The organism is Pseudonocardia tropica, from assembly GCF_040105315.1.
Classification (GTDB): Bacteria; Actinomycetota; Actinomycetes; order Mycobacteriales; family Pseudonocardiaceae; genus Pseudonocardia; species Pseudonocardia alni.
Window position 1 is genome coordinate 395,319 of sequence record NZ_JBEDNP010000004.1, and the last position, 18,045, is coordinate 413,363.

Genomic DNA, 18,045 nt, shown 5'->3' on the forward strand with positions numbered 1-18,045 from the left:
CGCCGTTCCGTTCGGCATTCGCGTGGGGTAGTGCGCGGAATGCGATCACCCGGCCGGTCCGTCGCCACGAGTGTGCGTTCTTCTCACCGAGCGTGACCGTGCCCGGCGTGGTCGTGGTCGTGCCCGGGCGGTCGGGCGGCGAGGCCCGCGGCGCGGGTGGACACGTCGGCACCGTCCAGCCGGCCCGCGGCGACGAGCACGTCCTCGCAGGCGGCGAGCCAGCAGCCGTAGTAGGGGGCGGTGGGGTCGGCGGCGATCCGCGCGACCAGCCGGTCGCGGAAGCCGTCCCAGGTGAACACCCCCGCCTCGGCGAGTGCGACGGCCAGCCCGAACGCGCGTCCCTCCCAGGGCGCGGCGAACACGAGCTCGCCGTTGGCGCGCGGCGGGGCGGCGGGACCCGCGACGTCGAGCAGCGGAGCGCTCACGACGGCGCCACCGCCTCGGCGACCCCGACCATCGCGTCCCGCCCGACCAGCCCGGCGAGCTGCTCGGCGGTGAGCCCGTCGGTGCCCGCCGGGCGGCGCGGCAGCACCAGGTAGCGGACCTCGGCCGAGGAGTCCCACACCTCGATCCGCCGCTCCGGGGGCACGTCGAGCCCCATCTCGGCGAGCACGGTCCGCGGCTCCCGCACGACCCGGGCGCGGTAGGCGGGGTCCTTGTACCAGCTCGGGGGCAGCCCGAGGACCGGCCACGGGTAGCAGGAGCACAGCGTGCAGACCACGACGTGGTGCACCTGCTCGGTCTGCTCCAGCACCACCATGTGCTCGCCCTGCGGTCCGGTGAACCCGAGCGAGGCGATGGCCGCGGTGCCGTCGCGCAGCAGCCACTCCCGGAACCGCGGGTCGGTCCAGGCGCGGGCGACGACCGTCGCGCCGCCCCGCGGGCCGACATCGCGTTCGTAGGTGCGCACGAACCCGTCGACGACGGCCGGATCGACCAGCCCCCGTTCGACCAGCAGCTCCTCCAGCGCCGCGGTGCGCAGCGCCGGACCGGGATCGTCGTCGGTCATCGTGGCTCCAGGTAGGACTCGAACAGGTCGGCGTGCACGGTGACGTGCGGGTCCGCGCCGGGACCCCACACGTCGGGCGCGGCGAACGCGACGGTGTACACGTGCTCGGGATGCTCACCGGCGAACACCGCGTGGGTGTCGGGCAGCACGTGTGCGGGCCGCACCGCGGTCACGGCGCCGGGCGTCCCGCGCAGGTAGCGGGGCAGCTTGCACGGCCCACGGCCGACCGGGCCCGCCGACGGCGCGGGCGGGGCGACGTCCGGGGGCTCGCGGCGGGCGCGGACCGGGTCGCCGGGGGCGAAACGCGGGGCGGCGTCGACGTTCCGCAGCGACCCGGGCGCGGTCGGCGCGTAGTCCGGCTTCGCGACCGGTGGGTCGGCCGGCTCGGGCACGTCCTCCCCGCGGGCGCGCCGGGCCCGTGCCTCCACCGCGCCGGGCGCCAGGACACCCGAGTCGACGAGCATCAGCTCGGCGGCGTGCAGCCAGCGGCCGTAGTAGCCGTCGTCGAGGTAGCGGGTGCGGTCCAACCGGGACAGCGCGTACCGGAACGCGTCCAGGTTGCGCCCGGAGATCCGGCCCATGGTCAGCGCGGTCACCGCGAACGCCCGCCCCTCCCAGGGTCGGGCGAAGGGCGGCTCCGGCTCGACGTCGGCCGGGGCGACGACCCGTCCCCAGCCCGTCGTCCCGCCCAGGTCGGCCGGGTCGGACGGGTCGACGGAACCATCCACTCAGGACCCCAGCGCGAGGACGTTGCAGACGTCGCCTCGGCCGCCGGTCGAGGTCAGGCCGCGCTGTGAGCGGATCCGCTCGGCGAGGAACGCCGCGTCGGCGCCCACGCCGGAGAACCTCCCGGACCCCCAGGTCCACTGCCAGGGCAGGCCGAGGAAGAACAGCCCGGGGACGCCCGTCGCGCCACGGCTGTGCACCGGCGAGCCGCGGCCGGTGAACACGCCCAGGTCGATCCAGGAGAAGTCCTGCCGGAACCCGATGCACCAGACCACCGAGGTGATCCCGGTGCCGGCCAGCGCCAGCTCGGTGACCTCGCGCTCCGGGCGCCACACCGGGGTGTAGCGCTCCTCGACCGGGGCGTCGATCCCCTGGTCGGCGATCCAGCCGTCGATGGTGTCCTTGATGGACTCGCTCACCTCGTCGGCGTGGTCCAGTGAGGACTCCAGGTCGGGGGCGAAGGTGAGGCTCGCCGCGGTGTGGTCGGTGAGCGCGCCGTAGAGCCGCATGCCCTCGGCGGCGAAGCGGCGCAGGTCGATGTCGCGACCGCCGTCGCGGCCGGTCACGTAGTGGTTGGCCTGGGCGCGCACGGCCTCGCGGCGCGGGTGCCGGGTGACCGGCATCCGGTAGTAGCCCATCTCGTGCAGCCAGTCGGTGACGTCGCGGCCGCGGTAGAAGCGGGCCACCCGCGGCGCGTGCCCGACGACCAGGTGCACCCGGCGCCCCTCCAGGTGCAGGTCCTCGGCGATCTGCGCGCCGGACTGCCCGGACCCGACCACCAGCACCTCCCCCGGCGGCAGCTGACCGGGGTTGCGGTAGTCCTGGGACCCGATCTGCGTGATGCCGGCCGGCAGCGGCTCGGACAGCGGCGGGGTGAGCGGCGTGTGGTACCCGCCGGTGGCGACGACGACCTGGTCGGCGGTGCACGTCCCGGCGGAGGTCTCCACGACGAAGGTCCCCCGCTCGTCGCGGTGCAGCCGGGTCACCGCGACGCCCTCGAGCAGCGGCGGGTCGACGAACGCCCGGTAGGCCTCCAGGTAGTCGACGATCTCGCCGCGGACCATGAACCCGTGCGGGTCCGGCCCGGCGTAGGGGAAGTCCGGCAGGTCGCACTGCCAGTTCGGCGTGACCAGGCTGAAGGTGTCCCAGCGGTGCCGCTTCCAGGACGAGGCGACGACGTCGCGTTCGAGCACGAGGTGGTCGATGCCGCGCACGTCCAGGCAGCGGCTCATCGACAGCCCCGCCTGCCCGCCGCCGACGACGACCACCGTCCGGTGCTCGCCGTCCAGCTCGGCCGGGGGGGTGCGCCGGTCCTCGCGCCGGATCACCGCGGTCATGGGGCCTCCTCGTGGGGGATCAGCGGAACGGCCCCACGGTCGACCTGTCGCATTACCGGACCGTGTCGTTCGGACGACGGCAGCATTGCCCCGTGTTACGCAACACGACGGTCACAAAGAACGTATCCGGAATTGTCGTCGTAGTCCGCTCTCAACGTTCCCGCAACAGATCACTGGTGTCGTAGTGCTCGCCGGAAACGGTGGGACCCGATTCCCTCGCATTCTCCCTCCCCCGGCGCTCCCACGCACCCGTATTCCCGGCGTGGATCCGTCACACCACGAGGAGCATCCCCATGACCAGCGCCGAGCTGTCCGACATCGAGAAGAAGAGCCTCGAGGAGATCCCGCACCCCTCGCTGCCCGAGGGTTCGAGCATCTACGGCGGGACGAAGGTCTTCCCGGACCTGCAGGCCGAGGACGGCGAGACCTACTTCACCCTGGTGCACGGCATCGCGCACGAGTCCTCGGTCAGCTTCGTGGCCGTGCTGCAGGCGACCCGCGCGCTGCGCAAGGGATTCGAGTCGGCCATGTACTTCTACGGCCCCGGCTCGCTGAACTGCCTGGCCACCCGCGGTTTCCCGACGACCGGGACGTCGGCGTTCCCCGGCGAGCACAACATCAACGACCAGCTCAAGACGTTCATGAGCGAGGGCGGCAAGGTGTTCTGCTGCCGCTTCGGGCTGTCGCTGCACGGTGCCCGCGAGGAGGACCTGATCGAAGGCGTCATCCCGACGCACCCGCTCGACGTCCAGGACGCGCTCATCCACTACGCCCGCAAGGGCGCGATCATCAACTCGACCTACCAGCTCTGACGACGACGGGACGCCATCGCGTCCCGGATCCGTCCCGGGATGCAGCCCGGCGCCTCGGCCACGGGCTGCATCCCGGCCGGTCCGGGCACGGGCGGTCCCGTCCCCGCCGCACCCGGCCCGTCGCACCCGGAGGTCCGCCCGCATGTCCGCACCGTCCCGTACCGAGCCCGGTCTGCGGGCCCGCGCCGAGCTCGCCGTCCGCGGCGTGGCGCTCGACCCCGACACCGGCACCGGGCCCGACCGGCCCTCCGGCGTCACCGACCTCGGCTCGGTCATCCCGCTGCGCCGCCCCGGCGGGGCGGGACCGTCCGCCGACGGGCACGTGCTCGTCGACGGGCTGGCGACCACCGTCCCGATCGTCGCCGACTCCCCGTACCGGCTGCGGGACGGGCGGCTGCTGCGCCGCGAGCCCGGCGGCGGCGTGACCGACATGGGCGTCGCGGTCGACACCGTCGCCCGGCCGGCGTTCTACGACCTCACCACCGCCGACGGCGTGCCCTACGAGAAGATCGCCCGTCTGCACGGCGACGACGTGCTCGCCTCCACGGTGGTGCAGACCTGCGTGCGCTACGGCGAGGCCGACCGCTGCCGGTTCTGCGCGATCGAGCAGTCCCTGGCCTCCGGCGCGACGACGGCGGTGAAGACCCCCGACCAGCTCGCCGAGGTCGCCGAGGCCGCGGTCCGCCTGGACGGGGTGCGCCAGATGGTGCTGACCACCGGCACCTCCAACGGCCGGGACCGCGGCGCCCGGCACCTGCTGCGCTGCGTGCGCGCGATCCGGGAGCGCGTCCCCGCGCTGCCGGTCCAGGTCCAGTGCGAGCCGCCCGCCCCCGACGACCTCGGTGTGCTCGCCGAGCTGGTGGCCGCGGGCGCCGACGCGATCGGCATCCACGTCGAGTCCCTCGACGACGACGTCCGGCGCCGCTGGATGCCCGGCAAGGCCACCGTCGGGCTGTCCCAGTACCGGGCGGCCTGGGACGAGGCCGTGCGGGTGTTCGGCCCGAACGCCGTGTCGACCTACCTCATCGTCGGCCTCGGCGAGGACCCCGACGAGCTCGTCGCCGGCGCCGCGGAGCTGGTCGCGGCCGGGGTGTACCCGTTCGTCGTCCCCTACCGGCCGCTGCCCGGCACCCTCGCGTTCGCCGACGGGGTGCCCGCCCCCGACCCGGACCTGCTCGCCCACGTCACCGGCCGGGTCGCCGTGGTGCTCCGCGCCGCCGGGATGCGCGGCGCCGACCAGGCCGCCGGCTGCGCGGCCTGCGGGGCGTGCAGCGCGCTGTCCGCGGCGGGGGGCTGAGCATGAGCACCACCGACCCGCGCCCCCGCTTCGTGACCGGGGCGCCCCGCCACCTGACCCCCGCGCCGCGCTGGATCGCCGACGAGCTGCTCGGCGGCCGCCCGGCCCGCACCGGCGACGCACCGGCGGTGACGGTCCGCGAGGCCCGCGCCGACGACGCGCGCGACCCCGGCGTCGCCGGGTACCGGGCGCTGCGCCGCGCGGTGTTCTGCGTCGAGCAGGGCCTGTTCCCCGACCGGCCCACCGCCGACCTCGACGACCACGACGCCGACCCGCGCGTCGTCGTCCTGCTCGCCCACGACGCCGACGGGACCCTGCTCGGCGGGGTGCGCCTCGGCCCCGCCCGGGCGGCCCACCCCGACATCGGGTGGTGGACCGGCAGCAGGCTGGTCGTGGCGCCCGCCGCGCGCCGTCGCACCGGTGTGCGGGTCGGCGCCGCGCTGGTCCGCGCCGCCTGCGCGCGCGCCGAGGCCGCGGGCGCCCTGCGCTTCGACGCCGACGTGCAGGCCGCGGGCGCGGTCCTGTTCGAGCGGCTCGGCTGGTCACGGGTGCGCGACCGTGTGGTCGCCGGGGCCCCGCACGTCACGATGCGGTGGCCGGTGACCCGCGTCCAGGACCTCGTCGTCGCCACCAAGGCCCCGCTGGGTGCGCTGCTCGGCGGCGTCGGCCCGGCCGGGTTCGTCGGCGACGACGGCGCCCCCGTCCCGGGCAGCGACCTGGTGGCCTGCTGCGACGCGATCGTGCCCGCCATGGTCGAGCGCGACCCGGAGTGGGCGGGCTGGGCCGGGGTGCTGGTCAACGTCAACGACCTCGCCGCGATGGGCGCCGCCCCGGTCGGGCTGCTCGACGCCGTCGGCGCCCGGGACGCCTCCTTCGCCCACCGCGTGCTGAGCGGCGTGCGCGACGCGGCCGCCGCCTACGGTGTCCCGCTGCTCGGCGGGCACACCCAGCTCGACGTGCCCGCGGCGCTGTCGCTGACCGCGCTCGGGCGCACCGACCGGCCCGTCCCCGCCGGTGGCGGGCGCGCCGGGCACCGGGTCCGGCTCACCGCCGACCTCGGCGGCGGCTGGCGGCCCGGCTACACCGGACGCCAGTGGGACTCGACGACCTCACGCACCCGCGCCGAGCTGGCCGCGACCGTCGGCGCCATCGGCCCGGACGCACCGCACCGCCCGGCCGCGGCGAAGGACGTGTCGATGGCCGGGCTCGCCGGGACCCTCGGCATGCTCGCCGAGGCCTCCGGGGTCGGCGCCGTGCTCGACGTCGCCGCCGTCCCCCGCCCGGACGGCGCCACCGCGGGCGACTGGTTCACCTGCTTCCCCGGGTTCGGCCTGCTCACCGCGGACGACCCGGGCTCCCCCGCCCCCGACGCCGGCCCCGCGGTGTCCGCCGAGTGCGGCGAGCTCGTCGCCGGTGCCGGGGTCCGGCTGCGCTGGCCCGACGGCGAGCAGACCGAGGCCGTCACCGCGGGTGTCACCGGCATGGGCCGCGCCGGCAGCCCCGTCCCCCACCCCGAGGAGACCCGATGACGCCCACGACGTTCGGCGCCGCCGCGCAGGGCTTCGTCCGCGACCTCGACGAGGACTTCGCCCGGATCGCCGCCACGATCGCCCGCGCCCGCGCGGCCGGGGTGCAGGTCCTCGCGCTGCCCGAGGCGGCGATGGGCGGGTACCTCTCGTCGCTGCACGACGTGCCCGGCACCCCCGCCGACCGGCCGCCGCAGCTCGACCCGGACGGGCCGGAGATCACGCGGCTGGCCGCCCTGGCCGGGGACATGGTCGTCGCCGCCGGGTACTGCGAGACCGGGGACGCCGCGTCCGGCGGGCGGCCCTACAACTCCTGCGTCGCCGTCACCGGGGACGGGGTGCTCGGGCGGCACCGCAAGGTGCACCAGCCGATCAACGAGAACTCCAGCTACGCCGCGGGCGACCGGTTCGCCGCGTTCGACACGCCGTACGGCCGCACCGGCATGATGATCTGCTACGACAAGGCGTTCCCGGAGGCGGCCCGCGCGCTGGCCGACGACGGCGCCCGGACCGTGCTGTGCCTGTCGGCGTGGCCGGCGTCGCGGACGAACCGGGCCCCGGTGCTCGCCGAGGACCGGTGGGCACGCCGCTTCGACCTGCACGACCGCTCCCGCGCGCTGGAGAACCAGTTCGTCTGGGTCTCGGCGAACCAGGCCGGTACCTTCGGCGACATGCAGCTGGTGGCGAACGCCAAGATCGTCGACCCGGGGGGCGAGGTGCTCGCGGCCACCGGCAGCGAGGCCGGTCTGGCCGTCGCCACCGTCGACGTCGACGCCTCCGTCGACGCCGCCCGTCGGGTGATGGGGCACCTGCGCGACCGCCGCCCGGCGGCCTACGGGCCGGGCCCGGTCCGCGCGGGGGTGTGAGGTGCGCGTCGCCGCGGCGGCCGCGAACTTCACCCGGGACGTCGCGTTCGACCTGGAGCGGATCGGCGTGATCGTCGCGCACGCCCGGGAGCAGGGCGTGCGCGTGCTGGTGCTGCCCGACGGCGCGCTCGGCGGCTACGTGCACGACCTGCGCAGCCCCGACCCCGCCGACCCGGACGACGGCGCGGTGCTGCCGCCCGAGCTCGACCCGGACGGCCCCGAGGTGCGCGCGGTCGCCGCGCTCGCCCGGGAGATGGTGGTGTGCGTCGGGTTCTGCGAGGCCGGCCCCGAGCCGGGGGTGCGCTGGAACTCGGCGGTCTGCCTGACCGGGGACGGCGTGCTCGGCAGGCACCGCAAGGTGCACCAGCCCGCGGGTGTCGCCGGGCTGTTCGCCGCCGGGGACGGGTTCACCGCGTTCGACACCCCCGCCGGCCGGATGGGGATGCTCATCGACCACGACAAGACCTTCCCCGAGTCGGCCCGCTCGCTCGCGCTCGACGGCGCGCAGCTGCTGGCGTGCCTGTCGGCCTGGCCGACCTCGCTGACCAACCGGGCACCCCGGATGGCGCAGGACCGCCAGGCCCGGCTGTTCGACCTCTACGACCAGTCCCGCGCCGCGGAGAACCAGGTGCTGCTGCTGTCGGCGAACCAGAGCGGGCGCAACGGATCGCTGCACTTCCTGGGCCGGGCGAAGGTCGTCGGGCCGGGCGGGGACATCCTGGCCCGCACCTGGTCCAAGGGCGGGCTCGCCGTCGCCGACGTCGAGCCCGAGGAGATGATCGGCTCCGCCCGCGCGGTGCTGCACCACCTCAAGGAACGCCGACCCGACCTGTACCGGGGCTGAGCGGTGCGGATCCGGCTGTCCACCTACTCCACCAAGCCGCGCGGCGGGGTCGTGCACACCCTCGCGCTGGCCGAGGCGCTCGCCGCCGCCGGGCACGAGGTCGCGGTGTTCTCCCTGGCCCGCGGCGGGGACACCGGCTTCTTCCGGGCCGTCGACCCCCGCGTCGCGGTGCACCTGGTCCCGGTTCCGGAGATCGACGGCGAGACCGTCGGCGCCCGCATCCTCCGCTCGGTCGACCTGCTGGCCGCCGGGCTGGCCGACGCCCCCGCGGTCGACGTGCGGCACGCCCAGGACTGCCTGTCCGCCAACGCCGAGGGCCGCACGCACGGCTACGGCTCGCTGCTGCGCACCGTGCACCACCTCGACGAGTTCAGCACCCCCGAGCTGGCCGCCTGCCACGAACGCGCGATCGTGCACCCGACGGCGCTGGTGTGCGTGTCCCGGGCCGTCGCCGCGGAGGTGCGCTCCGGCTGGGGCCGGGAGGCGACGGTGATCGGCAACGGCGTCGACGCCGCCCGGTTCGCCCGGGCCGCCGACACCGGCGCCGGTGCGCCGTGGCGGGACCGGTTCGGCCGCTACGTGCTCTCGGTCGGCGGGATCGAGCCGCGCAAGGGCACCGCCGACCTGGTCGAGGCGATGGCACTGCTCGACCCGGGGACACGCCTGGTGATCGGCGGCGGCGAGACGCTGTTCGACTACCGCGACTACCGCACCCGGGTGCTCGACCGGGCCGACGAGCTGGGTGTGATCCCGGAGATCCTCGGCCCCGTCGACGACGACGCGCTGCCCGGCCTGATGGCGGGCGCGGCGGCGTTCGCGTTCCCGTCGGCCAAGGAGGGCTTCGGCCTGGCCGCGATGGAGGCACTGGCCGCCGGGGTCCCGCTGGTGACCCGGGACCTGCCGGTGCTGCGCGAGGTGTTCGGCGACGCGGCACGGTTCGCCCGCGACGCGGCCGGGTTCGCCGCCGCGCTCGCCGACGCGCTGGCCGTCCCCGACCCGCGGCGGGCGGCCGCCGGTCGCGCGCTGGCCGCCGCCCACACCTGGACGGCGGCCGCGGACCGGCACGCCGGCCTCTACCGCACCCACCTCGCCGACCGCGGCGTGACGACGACGGGGTGACGGGGGCCACACCGACTGCGCTAACCTGGGGTGACCACACGACGACGACGTCCCGGGGGTACGCCGATGCCTGCTCACGAGGCACCCGCTCCGGCCACCGTCGTGCCCCTGTGCCGCGCCGCCCGCCACGGCGACGCCGCCGGGGTCCGCTGCCCGCACTGCACCCGCCCCACCCGCGACGACCGCGACGCCGTCGTGCTGCGGCTGCCCCGGCTGCGCGGCCACGAGGTGCTCGCGGGCGAGCTCTGACCCACCGCCCGCCCGGCCCCGCCGCGCCCGCGCCGGTCCGCCGCTGCCACAGAGCTCCGCCGCCCACGCGGTGATCCAACGCCCGCGCGCCGATCCGCCGCTCGCGCACTGATCCGCTGCGCGCGCACTGATCCGCTGCGCGTGCGGTGATCCGCACCCCGCGCGGTGATCCGCACCCCGCGCGGTGATCCGCACCCCGCGCGGTGATCCGCACCCCGCGCGGTGATCCGCACCCGGCGCGGTGATCCGCTCCGCGCGCGTGTCCAGACGCGCGCGCCGAGCGGATCACCGCGCGGAACAGCGATCACCGGGTGCCCGTCCACAATCGCGGGAATGCTCCACAGGTGGCGGATACGCTCCGGCGCGGGCGCCGGGCGCGGGCAGGGTCGGGGCCGTGGACGAACCGCTGCTGCGTCGCGAGCTGCTGAGACTCGGGACGACCGAGGCCGAGATCCGCGCCGCCCTGCGCACCGGTCGCTGGACCGGGCTGCGACCCGGCGTGTACCTGGAGACCGGCGACGAGCGCCTGCGGTTCGCCTCGACGCGGCACGCGACCCTGGTGGAGGCGACGTTCCCGACGCTCGCCCCCGGGGCCGTGGTCAGCGGCCCGTCCGCCGCCGTACGACACGGCCTGCCGGTCTGGGGCGTGCCCCTGACCACGGTGCATGTGACCCGGGACCGCGTGTCCGGCGGGCGCGGCGGACCGCGGCTGCGCGTGCACGCCTCCCCGTTGCCCGCCGACGACGTCGTCGACGTCCGCGGCATCCCGACGACGTCGGTGGCCCGCACCGTCGTCGACCTGGCCCGCACCGCGCCGTTCGAGAGCGCCGTGGCCGTCGCCGACGCGGCCCTGCACCGCCACCTCGTCACGCCGGACCGGCTGCGCGACGCGGTGCTCGCGGCCTGCGGGCGCCACGGCGTCGGCCGGGCCCGGGCGGTCGTCGCCTTCGCCGACGCCCGCGCGGACGGGCCCGGCGAGTCACGCAGCCGCGTCCGGATGGCCCGCCTGCACGTGGCGCGGCCCGTGCTGCAGCACCCGGTGCACGACGACGGGGGCCGCCGGATCGGGATCGTCGACTTCTGGTGGCCCGACCACGGGGTGGTCGGCGAGTTCGACGGCCGGGGGAAGTACGGGCGGAGGGGACGCCCGGGCGAGAGCGCGGCCGACACCGTCGTCCGGGAGAAGCAGCGCGAGGACGCCCTGCGTTCCCGGCCCGGTGTGCGGACGGTCGTGCGCTGGACCTGGGACGACCTCGAGGACTTCGCCGCCGTCGCGCACCGCCTCCCCAGGGCGGCATGATCCGCCGCACGCGCGGAGATCCGCAGTGCGCGCGGAGATCCGCAGTGCGCGCGGAGATCCGCGGTGCGCGCGTGTCCGGACGCGCGCGCGAAGCGGATCACCGCGCGTCCGATGGATCACCACCACGCGGCCGGCGGATCGGCGCGGCCGGCGGATCGGCGCGGCCGGCGGGTCGGCGCGGCCGGCGGATCGGCGCGGCCGGCGGGTCGGCGCGGAGCCGGTCAGTCGGCCGGGCGCAGCACGGTCGCCCCGAGGATCCGGCAGGCCAGCAGGGCCACCTCGACGTCGAGCCGGTCGTCGCCGAGGGGCCGGCCCCGCACCTCCTCGGCGCGGCGCAGGCGGTACTGCACCGTGTTCTTGTGCAGGTGCAGCTCGGTCGCCGCGGCCGCGAGGCTGCCGCCGCCGCGCAGGTAGGCGGCGAGGGTGTCGCGGAGCCGGGCGTGCTGCTCGTCGTCGATCGCGAGGTCGCCGAGGATCTCGGCGATCCGGTCGGCGAGCAGGTCGGTGCCCGCGTCGAGCAGCAGCAGCGGGCCGAGGTCGTCGGCGGTGGTGACCGGGAGCCGGGCGGCGGGAGCGGCGGCGGTGACCACCTGCTGCACCCGGCGGGCCCGGCGGTGCGCGCCGCGGAAACCGTCGAGGCCGCGGCCGGGGCCGCCGAGCGCGACCGACACCGGTCCGGGCGGCAGGGTCACCGGCCCGCCCGCGCCCGGGTACCAGGCCCAGGAGGTGGCCGCGTCCGGGGCGACGACGAGCGGGGCGCGGGTGCAGCCGAGGGCGGCGCCGACGTCGGCGACGGCACGTTCCAGGGCCCGGCCGGGGTCGGGGGCGTCCGGGTCGACCCAGAGCACCGCGGCCAGGTGCTCCCCCGCGACCGGGTGCCCGAGCGTCGCCTCGACCTCGGTGACGGTGCCGCCGCGCCCGGCGAGCACGGCGTCGACCATCGCGAGCCGGGCGGCGTCGCGGCGGCGGACCCAGCCGTCGCGTTCGGCCTGGTGGACCGCGACCATCTCCTCGGAGACCCGGTCGACGTAGCCGAAGGCGACCGCGGTCAGCGCCCGGACGGCGTCGCCGACCTCGGTGGTCCCCAGCCCGGACCCGGCGATGCGGCCGATGAGCTCCTGCTGGAACACCGACTGGCCCAGCCGGTAGGCCCGCAGGACGACCGTGACCGGGACCCCCTGCTGGGCGAGTCGGCGGGCGAGCTCCCCGGCGACCGGGGGCAGCGGCACGTCGTCCGGGGCCCGGCCGGTCAGCACGACCAGCGCCCCCTCCAGCGACCCCTGCACGGTGGCGACCAGCAGCTCGCGCACGCGGGGGTCGCGGCCGAGCTCGGGCAGCCCGGCGTCGATCTCGACGAGCACCCGCGCACCGAGCGCCTCGACGTCGTCGCGGACCTCGGTGGCGAGGCGGGCGAGCAGGGCGGTCACCGTCGACACGGGACCGACCGTAGCGCGACGCCCCCCCGGCTCCGGGGATCCGGTGCCGGGCGGGCGTCGCGGCCCGGTGCTCAGTTCTCCAGGGCCAGTGCGCGGGCGGGGCAGGCGCGGACGGCGGCGTCCACGTGGGCCCGCTCGGACTCGGGCGGGTGCTCGTCGCGGACGACGACCACGTCGTCCTCCCCCACCTCGAACCAGCCGTCGGCCATGGCCTCGCACATCCCGATGCCCTGGCAGGAGTCGAGGTCGGCGACGATGCGCATCAGACCTCCTCGGTGGTCAGCGCGACGAAGTCGACCTTCTCGCGGACCCCGCAGTCCGGGCAGCACCAGTCGTCGGGGATCTGCGACCACGGCGTGCCCGCCGGGAAGCCCTCGGCCTCGTTGCCCGCGGCGACCTCGTAGGTGTGGCCGCAGCCGGGGCAGCGGGCCGCGGTGACGGCGTCGCTCTGCGCGCGACGGGTGACGTCGGCGGCGGTGTCGGCGACCGGTGTCGGGTCGGCGGGCGGCGGGTACGCGGCGAGCAGCGTCTCGCGCTTGCCGGGCTGCAGGTTGGCGTAGCGCAGGTCGCCGTCGTAGTGGGCCACCACCAGCGGGTCCATCAGCCGGCGGAACACCGGCGGGACGGTCGCGGCCAGCATCATCCCGGTGTAGCCGGTCGGCAGGACCGGGGCCTCCGGGAAGTCGCGCAGCGTCTGGAACCGGCGGACCGGGTTCGCGTGGTGGTCGGAGTGTCGCTGCAGGTGGTAGAGCAGCACGTTGGTGGCGATGTTGTTGGAGTTCCAGGAGTGCTCGGGCAGCACGCGCTCGTAGCGGCGGCGGTCCGGCGGGCCGACCTTCTGGCGCAGCATCCCGTAGTGCTCCATGTAGTTCACCAGCTCGAGCAGGGTGAACCCGAAGACGGCCTGGACCAGCAGGTAGGGCAGCACGCCCCAGCCGAACAGCGCGATGATCGCGCCCCACAGCAGCACCGACATCAGCCAGGCGTTGAGGACGTCGTTGCCGATCCGGAACGGGTGCCGGTCGCGGCGGGCGTAGCGCTTGCGCTCCAGGCGCCAGGCGCTGGTCAGCGACCCGAACACGGTGCGCGGCCAGAACCGGTAGAAGCTCTCGCCCATCCGGGCCGATGCCGGGTCGTCCGGGGTGGAGACGCGCACGTGGTGGCCGCGGTTGTGCTCGACGTAGAAGTGGCCGTAGAACGCCGGGGCGAGCGCGATCTTGGCGGCCCAGCGCTCCACGTCCTCGCGCTTGTGGCCCAGCTCGTGGGCGGTGTTGATGGCGACGCCGGCGACGGTGCCGAGCGTGACCGCGAGACCGATGTCGCCGACGACCGGCGCCCCGGCCGTGGCGATGTAGGACATCCCGGCGAACAGGCCCGCGTACTGCAGCGGGAGGTAGGCGTAGGTGACCCAGCGGTAGTAGCGGTCCTCCTCCAGCTCCTCCATCACCTCGTCCGGCGGGTTCGTCGGGTCCTTGCCCGCGAACAGGTCGATCGTCGGGACGATGCCGAGCACGACGATCGGACCCAGCCACAGCGCCACCGACCAGCCGGTGGCCAGGTGCAGACCGATCGCGAGGAACGGCAGGACCGGGACCAGCAGGCCCAGCAGCCAGGCGTAGCGCTTGCCGTCGTGCCAGGTGTGTTCACCGTTCACCGGTTCGGACAGTGCGTAGGTCCGCATCGGGCTCCTCCTCGCGTCGGCTCTGACGGGATGTTGTGAGCGGACGTTAGGGAGATCGGCCCGCGATTCCTCGGTCGTCGGGACCGAAGATCGGCGCCCCGTTCGGTCCCGCGGACCGAACGGGGCCCTCCTCAGCGGTCCCAGCGGAACAACCGGATCGCGCCCACCGCGCCGACCAGCACCGCGACGACCAGCCCGACGACGGCGCCGGTGTCCGGCGGGACCCCGCGCCACGCCGTCCCGAGCAGCTCCGACGTCGCGCCGTAGGGCAGGGTCCGGCCGATCTCGGCGAGCGGGCCGGGCAGGCTCCGCGGGTCGCCGAACATGCCGCCGAGCAGCCCGGTGCCGAAGAACAGCAGGACCCCGCCCGCGACGGCCGCGTTCGCCGTCGGGGCCAGCGCCGCGACCAGCGCCCCCACCGCGAAGAACGCCGCCGTGGCCAGGACCAGCCCGCCCAGCGCCGTCCACGGCGCGGCGGGCATCCGAGCACCGAACGCCGGCACCGCGACCGCCAGCGCGACGCCGACACCGGCCGCGACCTGCCCGACGCCGACCACCGCCTGCGCGACCAGTACCGGCGCCGGGCCCGCCGGGGTGACCCCGAGCCGGCGCAGCACCCCGCTGCGCCGGTAGGCCGCCACGAAGCTCGGCACGTTCACCATGCCGACCAGGGCGAGCACCGTGGCGATCGCGATCGGGAGCCCGACGACCTCCACCACCGAGCGGCCGCCGAGCACGTCCGGGGGCAGGTCCGGCGCCGTCGCGCCGACCATCACCAGGATCAGCAGCGGCAGCACCAGCGGGACCACCAGGCCCGCGGTGTCCCGGGCGACCATCCTGAGCTCGGCGGCGACGAGCGCCCGCCACCCGGCGAGCGGCAGCCCGGACCGGACCGGGGCGTTCACGCCGCCACCTCCGGCGCCGTCGCCGGGCGGTCCTCGCGGCCCCGGTGCCCGGTGAGCGCCAGGAACGCCTCGTCGAGGCCGGGGCGCTCCGCACGCAGCCCGGTGGCGACGACGCCCTGCCGGACGAGCTCGGCACCGACCGGTCCGAGGAGCCCGCCCCCGCCGGTCACGGTGACCTCGTGCCCGACCCGCGAGACCTCCGCGACACCGGGCAGGGCGAGCAGTGCCGCCCGGTCGAACCCGGAGTCGGTCCGGAACCGGACGTACTCCCCGAGCCCGGCGGCCGCGACGAGCCCGGCCGGGCTCGCGTCGGCGACGACCCGGCCGGCGTCGAGCAGCAGCACCCGGTCGCAGAGCCGTTCGACCTCGTCCATCCGGTGACTGACCAGCAGCACCGCGACACCGTCGCCGGCGAGGTCGCGCACCAGGTCGAGCACGGTCTCCCGGGACGCCGGGTCCAGGCCGGTGGTCAGCTCGTCGAGGACCACCACCCGGGGTGCCCCGACCAGCGCGAGCGCCACCGACAGGCGCTGCGCCTGGCCGCCGGAGAGCCGGTCGAAGCGGGTCCCGGCCTGCGCGGACAACCCGACCGCGTCGAGCAGCTCCGCCGGGTCCCGACCGGTGCGGTGCAGGGACCGGTGCAGGCGCACGAGCTCGGCGGCCGTGAGCATGTCGTGCAGGGCCGCCTCCTGCAGCTGCACCCCCAGGACCGCACGCACGGCGCGGCGGTCGCGGCGCGGGTCGAGCCCGAGCACCCGCACCGTGCCGGAGTCGGGGACCCGCAGTCCCGCGACGCACTCGACGGTCGTCGTCTTGCCGGCACCGTTGGGTCCGAGCAGCCCGACGACCGACCCCGCGGGCACCGACAGGTCGACCCCGTCGGCGGCCACCGTGTCGCCGTAGCGCTTGTGCAGCCGGTGCACCTCGATCGCATCCATGCCGTCCACGGTGGCGGCCGGACGGGGTCCGGGGTCAGTGCCGGACGTCGTGACCCCGGGCCATGACTTCCGGCACCGGTGCCCGCGCCGCACCGTGCCCTACCGTGTCCGGTATGCGCCGGATCGACCCGAACGTCGTGGCCGGGCTCATCATGACCGCCCTGTGCGGCATCCTCGCCGTCCCGGTGGCGCTGGAGCAGGCCGCCGGGGTCGCGAGCCCCCTCGGCCCACCGTGGCTGTGGTGGGCCGCCTACGCCGTGTTCCTCCTCGCGCTGGTGGTGGGGGGCTGGCTGGACGAGGTCGTCGGGGTGGTCGCGGTCCGCGCGCTGCTCGCGCTGATGGTGCTCGCCTCGGCGTCGCTGGTCCTGCTCGGCGCGCAGTTCGGCTGGCTGCCGATCTTCCTGGTCGTCACCGCGTCCGTCTCCACCTACCACCTGCGGCGCCCGGTGACCGCCGCGATCGTCGTCGGCAACGTCGGGGTGGCCGCGGCGGCGGCGCTGGTCGCGGGCGGGTCGGTGCAGGTCGCGGCCGTCACCGGCGCGATCTACCTGCTGCTGCAGAGCGCCTCGGTGCTGCTCATCGTGGCGCTGCACCGCGAGGAGGCGTCGCGACGACGCCTCGCCGCCGCGCACGCCGAGCTCGCGGCCGCGGGCGCCGCGCTCGCCGAGACCAGCCGGGCCCAGGAGCGGTTGCGGATCTCCCGGGAGCTGCACGACCTCGTCGGGCACCAGCTCACCGCGCTCGCCCTGGAGCTGGAGATCGCGACGCACACCGGCGACGACCCGGGCGGGCACGTCGCGCGGGCCCGCGCGTTGGCCGGCGACCTGCTCGCCGACGTCCGCACGACCGTCGGGCAGCTGCGCAGCCGCGCCCCCGACCTGGCCGCCACCCTGGAGCGGATCGGCGAGCAGCTGCCCCGCCCGGTGGTGCACGTGCGCGTCGCCGACGGGGTCGCCGCCGACGAGGAGCGCACCGTCGCGGTGGTCCGCTGCGTGCAGGAGATCCTCACCAACGCCATCCGGCACGGCGACGCCGACACCGTGTGGATCGACCTGTCCCCCGTCCCCGGCGGCGGCCTGCGGCTGTCCGCCCGCGACGACGGCCGGGGTGCCGCCGCCGGCGCGGTCCCCGGGAACGGGCTGCGCGGCCTGGCCGAGCGGGCCGGGGCGTTCGGCGGGTCGGTCGACTGGGGCCCGGCCGCACCGCGCGGCTTCGCCGTGACCGCGGTGCTGCCGTGAGGGCCGGTGCGGACCCGGGCGGTGCCGGACCGGGGGCCGGGACGGTCCGGGTCGTGCTCGTCGACGACCAGACCCTGGTCCGCCACGGCATCCGCGGGCTCCTCGGCCTGGCCGGTGGCGTCGAGGTCGTCGCCGAGGCCGGGGACGGCGCGGAGGGGGTGGCCGCCGTCGCCGAGCACGACCCGGACGTGGTGCTGCTGGACCTGCGCATGCCGCGTCACGACGGGCTGTGGGCGCTGGCCGAGCTGCGCTCGCGCGGGCTCGACGTGCCGGTGCTCGTCCTCACCACCTTCGACGACGACGAGCTGGTCCTGTCCGCGCTGCGCGCCGGGGCCCGCGGCTACCTGCTCAAGGACGTGACCCTGGACCAGCTCGTCGGTGCGGTGCGGACCCTCGCCGGCGGTGGCACCCTGATCAGCCCGGCCGTCACCGACCGGCTGCTGCGGGCGGTGCGCGAGGGCCCGCCCCCGTCCGACGACGTGTCCGGTCTCGCCCCGCAGGACCTGTCGGCCCGCGAGGTCGAGGTGCTGCGGCTGCTCGCGGCCGGGCACAGCAACCGGGAGATCGCGCAGGTCCTCGTGCTGGCGGAGGGCACGGTGAAGAACCACGTGTCCAGCGTGCTGGCGAAGCTGGGGACGCGGGACCGGACCCGCGCGGTCCTGCGGGCCCTGCACCACGGCCTGCTCGACCCGCCGCGGGGACGGGGCGGACGGGACCGGGCCTGACTCGGTCGTCCGACGGCGGTGCGGCGGTGGTGTCCTC

At 76.3% G+C, this 18,045-nt stretch carries 19 protein-coding genes; 10 read left to right on the forward strand and 9 right to left on the reverse strand.

What is annotated here, in order from left to right; translation table 11 throughout:
- Window positions 1-83 precede the first annotated feature (83 nt).
- Genes WHI96_RS09725 through WHI96_RS09740 form a run of 4 tightly spaced genes read right to left on the reverse strand, consistent with a single transcriptional unit; the run spans window position 84 to window position 3,072 of the window.
- A complete protein-coding gene (locus tag WHI96_RS09725) occupies window positions 84-425 on the reverse strand; it encodes a nitrile hydratase accessory protein (protein ID WP_345653915.1) in 342 nt (113 codons plus the stop codon).
- Entirely contained in the window at window positions 422-1,009 is a 588-nt protein-coding gene (nthA, locus tag WHI96_RS09730) for a nitrile hydratase subunit alpha (RefSeq protein WP_345653912.1), read from the reverse strand. Before nthA ends, WHI96_RS09725 begins: the two co-directional genes overlap by 4 nt.
- Window positions 1,006-1,737, reverse strand: a complete 732-nt coding sequence (locus tag WHI96_RS09735; RefSeq protein ID WP_345653909.1) for an SH3-like domain-containing protein — start codon at window positions 1,735-1,737, stop codon at window positions 1,006-1,008. Before WHI96_RS09735 ends, nthA begins: the two co-directional genes overlap by 4 nt.
- On the reverse strand, window positions 1,738-3,072 hold the full coding sequence (locus tag WHI96_RS09740) for an MSMEG_0569 family flavin-dependent oxidoreductase (protein ID WP_345653906.1): 1,335 nt from the start codon (window positions 3,070-3,072) through the stop codon (window positions 1,738-1,740).
- 293 nt (window positions 3,073-3,365) lie between these two features.
- Between WHI96_RS09740 and WHI96_RS09745 the strand changes: the two genes are divergently transcribed.
- From WHI96_RS09745 to WHI96_RS09780, 8 genes are all read left to right on the forward strand, one after another.
- A complete protein-coding gene (locus tag WHI96_RS09745) occupies window positions 3,366-3,884 on the forward strand; it encodes an MSMEG_0572/Sll0783 family nitrogen starvation response protein (protein WP_226357972.1) in 519 nt (172 codons plus the stop codon).
- Between the two features lie 142 nt (window positions 3,885-4,026).
- A complete protein-coding gene (locus WHI96_RS09750; RefSeq protein WP_345653901.1) occupies window positions 4,027-5,181 on the forward strand; it encodes an MSMEG_0568 family radical SAM protein in 1,155 nt (384 codons plus the stop codon).
- 2 nt (window positions 5,182-5,183) lie between these two features.
- On the forward strand, window positions 5,184-6,710 hold the full coding sequence (locus tag WHI96_RS09755) for an MSMEG_0567/sll0787 family protein (protein ID WP_345653898.1): 1,527 nt from the start codon (window positions 5,184-5,186) through the stop codon (window positions 6,708-6,710).
- The gene (locus tag WHI96_RS09760; protein WP_345653895.1) at window positions 6,707-7,573 is read left to right on the forward strand and encodes a carbon-nitrogen hydrolase family protein; all 867 of its coding nucleotides are present in this window, start codon (window positions 6,707-6,709) and stop codon (window positions 7,571-7,573) included. The genes WHI96_RS09755 and WHI96_RS09760 overlap by 4 nt, the downstream gene beginning before the upstream one ends.
- Window position 7,574: 1 nt before the next feature.
- Window positions 7,575-8,417 carry a carbon-nitrogen hydrolase family protein gene (locus WHI96_RS09765; RefSeq protein ID WP_345653892.1) on the forward strand — a complete coding sequence of 281 codons (843 nt, stop codon included), beginning with the start codon at window positions 7,575-7,577 and terminating at the stop codon, window positions 8,415-8,417.
- Between the two features lie 3 nt (window positions 8,418-8,420).
- Window positions 8,421-9,536: an MSMEG_0565 family glycosyltransferase gene (locus WHI96_RS09770; protein WP_345653889.1), complete on the forward strand. Its 1,116-nt coding sequence runs from the start codon at window positions 8,421-8,423 to the stop codon at window positions 9,534-9,536.
- A gap of 66 nt (window positions 9,537-9,602) precedes the next feature.
- Window positions 9,603-9,785 carry a hypothetical protein gene (locus tag WHI96_RS09775; protein ID WP_157818271.1) on the forward strand — a complete coding sequence of 61 codons (183 nt, stop codon included), beginning with the start codon at window positions 9,603-9,605 and terminating at the stop codon, window positions 9,783-9,785.
- 394 nt (window positions 9,786-10,179) lie between these two features.
- Window positions 10,180-11,085 carry a type IV toxin-antitoxin system AbiEi family antitoxin gene (locus WHI96_RS09780; protein WP_345653885.1) on the forward strand — a complete coding sequence of 302 codons (906 nt, stop codon included), beginning with the start codon at window positions 10,180-10,182 and terminating at the stop codon, window positions 11,083-11,085.
- Between the two features lie 221 nt (window positions 11,086-11,306).
- On the opposite strand, the gene WHI96_RS09785 is transcribed toward WHI96_RS09780, so the two are convergent.
- The 5 genes from WHI96_RS09785 to WHI96_RS09805 form a co-directional block, all read right to left on the reverse strand.
- Window positions 11,307-12,521, reverse strand: coding sequence for a PucR family transcriptional regulator (locus WHI96_RS09785; RefSeq protein ID WP_345653883.1), 1,215 nt, complete (start codon window positions 12,519-12,521; stop codon window positions 11,307-11,309).
- A 71-nt stretch (window positions 12,522-12,592) separates the two neighbouring features.
- Window positions 12,593-12,784, reverse strand: a complete 192-nt coding sequence (locus tag WHI96_RS09790; RefSeq protein WP_345653880.1) for a ferredoxin — start codon at window positions 12,782-12,784, stop codon at window positions 12,593-12,595.
- Complete coding sequence (locus WHI96_RS09795) at window positions 12,784-14,202, reverse strand: fatty acid desaturase (protein WP_345653876.1); 1,419 nt, start codon at window positions 14,200-14,202, stop codon at window positions 12,784-12,786. Before WHI96_RS09795 ends, WHI96_RS09790 begins: the two co-directional genes overlap by 1 nt.
- Window positions 14,203-14,333: 131 nt before the next feature.
- Window positions 14,334-15,107: an ABC transporter permease gene (locus tag WHI96_RS09800; protein ID WP_345653873.1), complete on the reverse strand. Its 774-nt coding sequence runs from the start codon at window positions 15,105-15,107 to the stop codon at window positions 14,334-14,336.
- Window positions 15,104-16,045 carry an ABC transporter ATP-binding protein gene (locus WHI96_RS09805; protein WP_345653870.1) on the reverse strand — a complete coding sequence of 314 codons (942 nt, stop codon included), beginning with the start codon at window positions 16,043-16,045 and terminating at the stop codon, window positions 15,104-15,106. The genes WHI96_RS09800 and WHI96_RS09805 overlap by 4 nt, the downstream gene beginning before the upstream one ends.
- 113 nt (window positions 16,046-16,158) lie before the next feature.
- Here WHI96_RS09805 and WHI96_RS09810 point away from each other — a divergent pair, with 113 nt between their 5' ends.
- Window positions 16,159-17,283 carry a sensor histidine kinase gene (locus tag WHI96_RS09810; RefSeq protein ID WP_345653867.1) on the forward strand — a complete coding sequence of 375 codons (1,125 nt, stop codon included), beginning with the start codon at window positions 16,159-16,161 and terminating at the stop codon, window positions 17,281-17,283.
- Window positions 17,280-18,008 (forward strand): response regulator, encoded by a 729-nt coding sequence (locus WHI96_RS09815; protein WP_345653864.1) that lies wholly within the window; start codon window positions 17,280-17,282, stop codon window positions 18,006-18,008. The genes WHI96_RS09810 and WHI96_RS09815 overlap by 4 nt, the downstream gene beginning before the upstream one ends.
- Window positions 18,009-18,045: the final 37 nt, after the last annotated feature.